This is a genomic window from bacterium (assembly GCA_036524115.1).
In the GTDB taxonomy this organism is placed as follows: Bacteria; JAUVQV01; JAUVQV01; order JAUVQV01; family DATDCY01; genus DATDCY01.
The window spans coordinates 1-6,382 of the sequence record DATDCY010000251.1 but is presented as its reverse complement, the minus strand read 5'-3'; the positions used below and the strand labels follow the sequence as shown (position 1 = coordinate 6,382).

The 6,382-nt window shown below is 71.0% G+C and carries 7 protein-coding genes; 1 reads left to right on the top strand and 6 read right to left on the bottom strand.

From position 1 onward, the window contains the following. The 6 genes from VI078_12330 to VI078_12305 form a co-directional block, all read right to left on the bottom strand. The coding region (locus tag VI078_12330) for a nitrogen fixation protein FixA (GenBank protein HEY6000068.1) at positions 1-212 on the bottom strand (212 nt) is incomplete at its 3' end. Positions 213-231: 19 nt separating this feature from the next. After that, positions 232-1,395: an acyl-CoA dehydrogenase family protein gene (locus VI078_12325; GenBank protein HEY6000067.1), complete on the bottom strand. Its 1,164-nt coding sequence runs from the start codon at positions 1,393-1,395 to the stop codon at positions 232-234. A gap of 49 nt (positions 1,396-1,444) precedes the next feature. Then, positions 1,445-2,431 (bottom strand): beta-ketoacyl-ACP synthase III, encoded by a 987-nt coding sequence (locus VI078_12320; protein ID HEY6000066.1) that lies wholly within the window; start codon positions 2,429-2,431, stop codon positions 1,445-1,447. Next, complete coding sequence (gene plsX / locus VI078_12315; protein HEY6000065.1) at positions 2,428-3,606, bottom strand: phosphate acyltransferase PlsX; 1,179 nt, start codon at positions 3,604-3,606, stop codon at positions 2,428-2,430. Before plsX ends, VI078_12320 begins: the two co-directional genes overlap by 4 nt. A 40-nt stretch (positions 3,607-3,646) precedes the next feature. After that, positions 3,647-3,829, bottom strand: a complete 183-nt coding sequence (rpmF, locus tag VI078_12310) for a 50S ribosomal protein L32 (protein ID HEY6000064.1) — start codon at positions 3,827-3,829, stop codon at positions 3,647-3,649. 83 nt (positions 3,830-3,912) lie between these two features. Beyond that, a complete protein-coding gene (locus VI078_12305) occupies positions 3,913-4,452 on the bottom strand; it encodes a DUF177 domain-containing protein (GenBank protein HEY6000063.1) in 540 nt (179 codons plus the stop codon). 196 nt (positions 4,453-4,648) lie between these two features. On the opposite strand from VI078_12305, the gene VI078_12300 reads away from it, so the two are divergent. Further along, positions 4,649-6,319: an adenylate/guanylate cyclase domain-containing protein gene (locus VI078_12300; GenBank protein ID HEY6000062.1), complete on the top strand. Its 1,671-nt coding sequence runs from the start codon at positions 4,649-4,651 to the stop codon at positions 6,317-6,319. Positions 6,320-6,382: the final 63 nt, after the last annotated feature.

Below are 6,382 nucleotides of genomic sequence, written 5' to 3'. Positions count from 1 at the left end.
CGCAGCGCCGCCGCCGCCTGCGGCGGCCCCATGGTCAGCGCCGCGACCGAGCCGCCGTGCGCCTCGCGCAGGCGCAGCGCCTCCTCGAGCGCGTAGAGGTCGTAGGGGTTGACCACCGCGGGCACCCCCTCGCGCTCCATGGCGCCGGTGGCCTCGTTGATCCGGACGTGCACCGTGTCCGGGACCTGCTTGATGCAGACGACGATCTTCATGCGGGCTTCCGAGAGACTCCTAGGCCTGCGCGTGCTTGGCGAAGTCCTTGACGATCGCCAGGCCGATCACGTTGCGGATGACCTGGTTGGTGCCCTCGTAGATCTGCGTGATCTTCGCGTCCCGCATCATCTTCTCGACGGGGTAGTCGCGCATGTAGCCGTAGCCGCCGAGGATCTGCACCGCGTCGGTCGTGACCTCCATCGCCATGTCCGAGGGGAAGACCTTGGCCATCGCCGACTCCTTGGAGTAGTCCTTGGCGCCGGAGTCGATGTAGCGCGCCACCGAGTACACGAGCGAGCGCGAGGCCTCGATCTTCACCGCCATGTTCGCGAGCATGTGCTGCACGGCCTGGAACGAGGAGATCGGGTGGCCGAACTGCACCCGCTGGCGGGCGTAGGCGGCCGCCTCGTCGAAGGCGCCCTGGGCGATGCCGAGGGCCTGCGCGCCGATGCCCGGGCGGCTCTTGTCGAGGGTCTTCATCGCCACGATGAAGCCCATGCCCTCCTTGCCCAGCAGGTTGGCCTTCGGCACGCGGCAGTCGGTGAACACCAGCTCCCGCGTCGAGGAGGAGCGGATGCCCATCTTGACCTCCTTCTTGCCGAAGCTGAAGCCGGGCGTGCCCTTCTCGACGATGAACGCGCTGGCGCCGCGCGTGCCGCGGCTGCGGTCGGTGATCGCGATGACGGTGTAGGTCTCGGCGTCCCCGCCGTTGGTGATCCACTGCTTCGTGCCGTTGAGCACGTAATGATCGCCGTCGAGCCGCGCCGTGGTCTGCACGCCGGCCGCATCCGAGCCGGCCCCGGCCTCGGTCAGCGCGAACGCGCCGAGCTTGCGCCCGGCGGCGACGTCCGGCAGGTACTTCGCCTTCTGCTCCTCGGAGCCGAAGAGCACGATCGGGATCGTGCCGAGCGCGGAGGCCGCGTACGAGACCGCGACCCCGGCACAGGCGCGCGAGAGCTCCTCGACGCAGACGCAGAGATCGAGGATGCCGCCGCCGAGCCCGCCGTAGGCCTCGGGCACCCAGAGCGCGAAGAGGTCCGCGGCCGCGCAGGCCTTGATCACCTCCCAGGGGAACTCCTCCTTCTCGTCGAGCTCCGCCCGCACCGGCACGATCTTCTCGCGCGCGATCTGCCGCGCGGTCTCGCGGATCATCTGCTGCTGCTCGTTCAGGAAGTAGTCCATCGCGTCCGACTCCTTTATCTTGCCGGCCGCCGGGGGCGGCCCGCGGTCCCTACCAGCGGATGAGTGCCGAGCCCCAGGTGAAACCGGCGCCGAAGGCGTCGAGCAGGACCAGGTCCCCCGCCGCCGCGCGCCCCTCACGGACCGCCTCGTCGAGGGCGATCGGGATCGTCGCCCCCGAGGTGTTGCCGTAGCGGTCGATGTTCACGAAGACCCGTGACAGCGGCAGGTGCAGCCGCTGCGCCGTGGCCTCGATGATCCGGATGTTCGCCTGGTGCGGCACGAGCAGCGCGATGTCGGCCGCGCCCACGCCGTTGGCCTCCAGCGCCGCCTCGGCCGCCTGCGCCATCCCCTTGACCGCGAGCTTGAAGGTCTCGTTCCCCTTCATGTGCACGCAGTGCAGCTTCTGCTCGATCGCCTCGCGCGAGGCCGGGATGCGCGAGCCGCCCCCGGGGATGCAGAGCAGGTCGGCCTGGCCGCCGTCGGCGTAGAGGTGCGTCGAGAGCAGGCCGGAGCGCCCGTGCGACGGCACGAGCACCGCGGCGCCGGCGCCGTCGCCGAAGATGATGCAGGTGCCGCGGTCCTCCCAGTTCATGACGCGCGAGAGCACCTCCGCGCCCACGAGCAGGCAGTTCTTCGCGACGCCGGTGCGCACCAGCCCGTCGACGACCGCCAGCCCGTAGATGAAGCCGGTGCAGGCGGCGGCGATGTCGAAAGCCGCGGCCTTCTTGGCGCCGAGGCGGTGCTGGAGGTAGACGGCGGTGGCCGGCAGCGGCGCGTCCGGCGTGAGCGTCGCGACGACGATCAGGTCCAGGTCGCGGGCGCGCAGGCCGGCGGCCTCGAGCGCCCGCAGCGCCGCCTGGTAGGCCAGGTCCGAGGTCGCCTCGTGCGGCGCGGCGACGCGCCGCTCGCGGATGCCGGTGCGCGTGACGATCCACTCGTCGCTCGTCTCCACGATCCGCTCGAGGTCGCGGTTGGTGAGCACCTTCTCGGGCAGGTACGAGCCCGTGCCGACGATGCGGCTGCGCAGGCGGTTCACGCCGCCTCCCCCGGGCGGTCCGGGCCGTCCGCGCCGGCCTCGGCGGCGGCGTCCGCCGCGGCTTCCTCGGGCGCGGGCGCGGACTCCTGCAGGCGCCGGCGCACCCGGTCCTCGAGGATCTCGCGGGTCTTCTCCTTGACCTGGCTCCAGAAGGGGATCTTGCGCTCCGCGAACGCCCGCTCGTCGGTGCGCGCCGCGAGGTCGGCCACGATGCGCTCGTTGACGCGCTGCGCCGAAAACTCGCGCGCGACGCGGATCGCGTTCTTGATGGCCTTGGCCGTCGAGCTGCCGTGGCCGATGATGCAGATGCCGTTGACGCCGAGCAGGGGCGCCCCGCCGTACTCGCTGTAGTCCACCGACTTGCGGAAGTTGGCGAACGCCGGCTTGAGCAGCAGCGCGCCGAGCTTGAAGCGCCAGGTGCGCGTCAGCTCCTGGCGCAGCAGCTCGCCGATCATCTCGGCGAGGCTCTCGCTGATCTTGAGCGTGACGTTGCCGATGAAGCCGTCGCAGACGACCACGTCGGCCTTCGCCTTGTAGACCTCCTTGCCGTCGACGTTGCCGATGAAGTTGATCGGCATGCGCTTGAGCGCGGCGAAGGTCTCGCGGATCACGTCGTTGCCCTTGCCGGCCTCCTCGCCGATCGAGAGCAGGCCGACCGAGGGGTTGGCGCGCCTGAGGATCTCGCGCGCGTAGACCTCGCCCATGACCGCGAACTGCGCCAGGTGCTTGGGCTTGCAGTCGACGGTCGCGCCGGCGTCGAGCAGCGTGATCACCCCGTGGAGCGTCGGCAGGAGCACGGCGATCGCCGGGCGCTCCACGCCGGGGAGCGTCCCCCAGGCCAGCACCGAGGCCGCCATCGCGGCGCCCGTGTTGCCGGCCGAGACGAAGGCCTCGGCCTCGCCGCTCTTGACCAGTTGCACCCCGATCCACATCGAGGAGTCCCGCTTGCGGCGCACCGCCTGGGAGGGCGACTCGCCCATGCCGACCACCTGCCCGGCGTGCTTGACGGTGATCGGCAACCCGGCGGTGTCGTACTTGGCGAGCTCCGCGCGCACGATCTCGGCGTCCCCGACGAGGATGACCGGGGTACCGTACTCGCGGGCGGCCTCGACGGCCCCCTGGACCACGACGAACGGGGCGCGGTCGCCCCCCATCGCGTCGACGGCGATGCTCATGGCGCGCTTGAACCGGCTGCGGCGTGCAGCTGGCGGACCGCTACTCCTCGCGTGGCGCGATGACCTCGACGCCGCGGTAGTAGCCGCAGTTGGCGCAGACCCGGTGCGGCAGCTTCGGCTGCTGGCACTGCGGGCAGGCGCTCGCGGCGGCGGGCTTCAGCGCGTCGTGCGCGCGGCGCGTCGCGGTGCGGGTCCGGGTGTGTCTTCTCTTGGGGTTCGGCATGGTCGACCTCTCTCCTCCGTGGTGCGATGGGGCCGCGCGCCGTCGGCCCTGCTGCGGGCGGCGCTCACGGCCCGGCGTTTCTCCTACGGGACCGTGAGCTTCTTCAGCGCCTCCCAGCGCGGGTCGCCCGGGGGCGGCGCGCAGCCGCAGGGGCCGCCGGCCACATCCTTGCCGCAGCGCGGGCAGACCCCCCGGCAGTCCTCCGAGCAGAGGGGCTTGAGCGGCAGCGCCAGGTGGATCTGCTCGGCGATGACGCCGCGCAGGTCGGCGCCGCCCTGGACGAGGGGCTCGACCTCGAGCTCGTCGGCCGACAGCTCGTGCTGGTGCTCCCCGTCGGGGGCGACGGCGCCGGGAGGGACGAACGTGACTTCGACGTCGGCGTCGACCGGGAAGTCGAAGGGAGTCAGGCAGCGCGAGCACTCGAGCCGCACCACGGCGCGCACGGACCCGGCCACGCCGATCTCACCGCCCAGGCGCTGGACGTCGAACCGGGCGTGGATGGGCCCCGCCAGGGGGACGTCGAGGGCGATCCCGGCCTTGGCGGGGTCGTCGACCTCGAACTCGAGCTCGATCCCCTCGGGAGGGAGCTTGTTCAAATAGACTACAAAATCGCTATGATCCACGTCGTCCGCTCCCCGGCCGACATCGCCCCGGGAAGCCCTGTCGTCCTTTCCATTGAAGTTCGCGGAATTCTACAGAAAATCGGTCGGAAGTCAAGAATGCGCAACCCCGGGCCGGCCGCCCCGACCCGCCCCGGGCCTCGGTTGCTTCGCTTGCGCGATTTCGTTATAAGGGTCAGGTCGCAAACGGGGGGGGGGAATGCTCGGCGGACTGCTCGATCGCCTCGGACTGGGCCGGCACGAACCTCTCGGCAAGGTGCTCGTCCGCAACCGCGTCATCTCCGAGGAGCAGCTCCGGGCGGCCCTCGAGGTGCAGCGCGCCACGGGGGAGCGGCTTGGCCGGATCGTGGTCGACAAGGGCTTCGCCTCGGAGTACGACGTCCTGCAGGCGATCGCCAAGCACTACCGCGTCTCGGCGACGACCCTCTCCGACGACTTCGCCACGCTGATCGAGCAGCGCTCGGGCTCGCTGGCCGGCAAGCTCATGGCCATGCGCGTGCCGATCCGGGTCAAGCTCTCGATCGCGATCACCTTCATGATCTGGGTGACCATCCTCACCCTCTCGTTCGTCATCCTCACGCGCCAGCGCGACCGGCTCTACGCCCAGACGATGCGGATGGGGACGGTCAGCCTCAACTATTTCGCCAACGACGCGGCGGTGCCGATGCTCGAGGACGACACGCTCCGGCTCAACGCCCTGATCAAGGACTCGGCGTCGGTGGAGGGGCTGGCGTACGCGAGCATCGTCGGCCGCGACGGGCTGGTCAAGGCCCACACCGACCTGGCGCGCATCGGCGCCCCCGCCCCGCAGCTGAAGGCGGAGACCTCCCGCGCCGAGGGGGGGATCACCTCGCGGACCTACCATGCGGGCGAAGCGCACCTGATGAACCTCTCCCGGGGCATCGCCTACGCGGACAAGACCCTCGGCGAGGCGAACGTGGGGATCTCGCTGGACTACATCGACGGGCAGATCAGCCGCGAGATCCGCACGATCGCCGTGCTCTCGCTGCTGATCGTGCTGCTCGGGATCTCGATCGCGATCCTCATCGGCGTCGGCTTCTCGCGCCCGATCTCGCGGCTCGTCCTGGCCACCCAGGAGATCGGCAAGGGGAACTTCCAGTACCGGCTCGAGCGGGTGCGCGGCGACGAGTTCGGCGACCTGGCGTCGGCGTTCAACTACATGTCGCACGAACTCTGGAAGAAGCTGGTGATGGCCAAGTCCTTCGGCAGCTACGTCAGCCCCGAGATCCTCGAGATGGTCATGGCGCAATCCGGCGGGAACCTCCTCGGGGGCCGGCGGATGGACGTGACCGTCGTCTTCACCGACATCCGCGGGTTCACCGCGTTCGCCGAGGCCACCAAGCCCGAGCGCGTCGTCGAGGCGATCAACGAGTACTTCGAGATCGCCACGCGGCACATCCACCAGCAGGGCGGCTACGTCGACAAGTTCATCGGGGACGCCGTGCTCGGCGTCTTCGGCGCCCCCATCGCCCGCCCCGACCACGCCGTGCGCGCGCTGCGGGCCGCGGTGGAGATGCAGCGCGAGCTGCTCGCGCAGGACGCGGCCCGCAACCCCCTGCTGGCGCGGGTCGGCATCGGCATCAACTCGGGCGTCGCCGTCGCCGGCGACCTCGGCTCGGAGGTCAAGCGCCAGTACAGCGTCATCGGCGACTGCGTCAACGTCGCCTCGCGCCTCAACGCGCTGGCGGCGGGCGGCAAGACCATCATCAGCCGCAGCACGCGCGAGGCGGCGGGGGAGGCGGTCGACGTCACGGCGCTGCCCCCGGCCACGGTCAAGGGCAAGAGCGAGCCGATCGAGGTCTTCGAAGTGACGGGCCTGCGGTCGCAGGCCGCCGGCGCGGGCGCATGAGTACCGCCGGGCGCCTGCTCCTGCTGGCCGCGGCGGCGCTCGCCGGCTGCGCGGCGCCCGCCG

Bases quoted from the DNA above. Each gene is read 5' to 3' on its own strand.
- VI078_12325 (HEY6000067.1), bottom strand. From the start codon at position 1,395: ATGGACTACTTCCTGAACGAGCAGCAGCAGATGATCCGCGAGACCGCG.
- plsX (HEY6000065.1), bottom strand. From the start codon at position 3,606: ATGAGCATCGCCGTCGACGCGATGGGGGGCGACCGCGCCCCGTTCGTC.
- rpmF (HEY6000064.1), bottom strand. From the start codon at position 3,829: ATGCCGAACCCCAAGAGAAGACACACCCGGACCCGCACCGCGACGCGC.
- VI078_12300 (HEY6000062.1), top strand. From the start codon at position 4,649: ATGCTCGGCGGACTGCTCGATCGCCTCGGACTGGGCCGGCACGAACCT.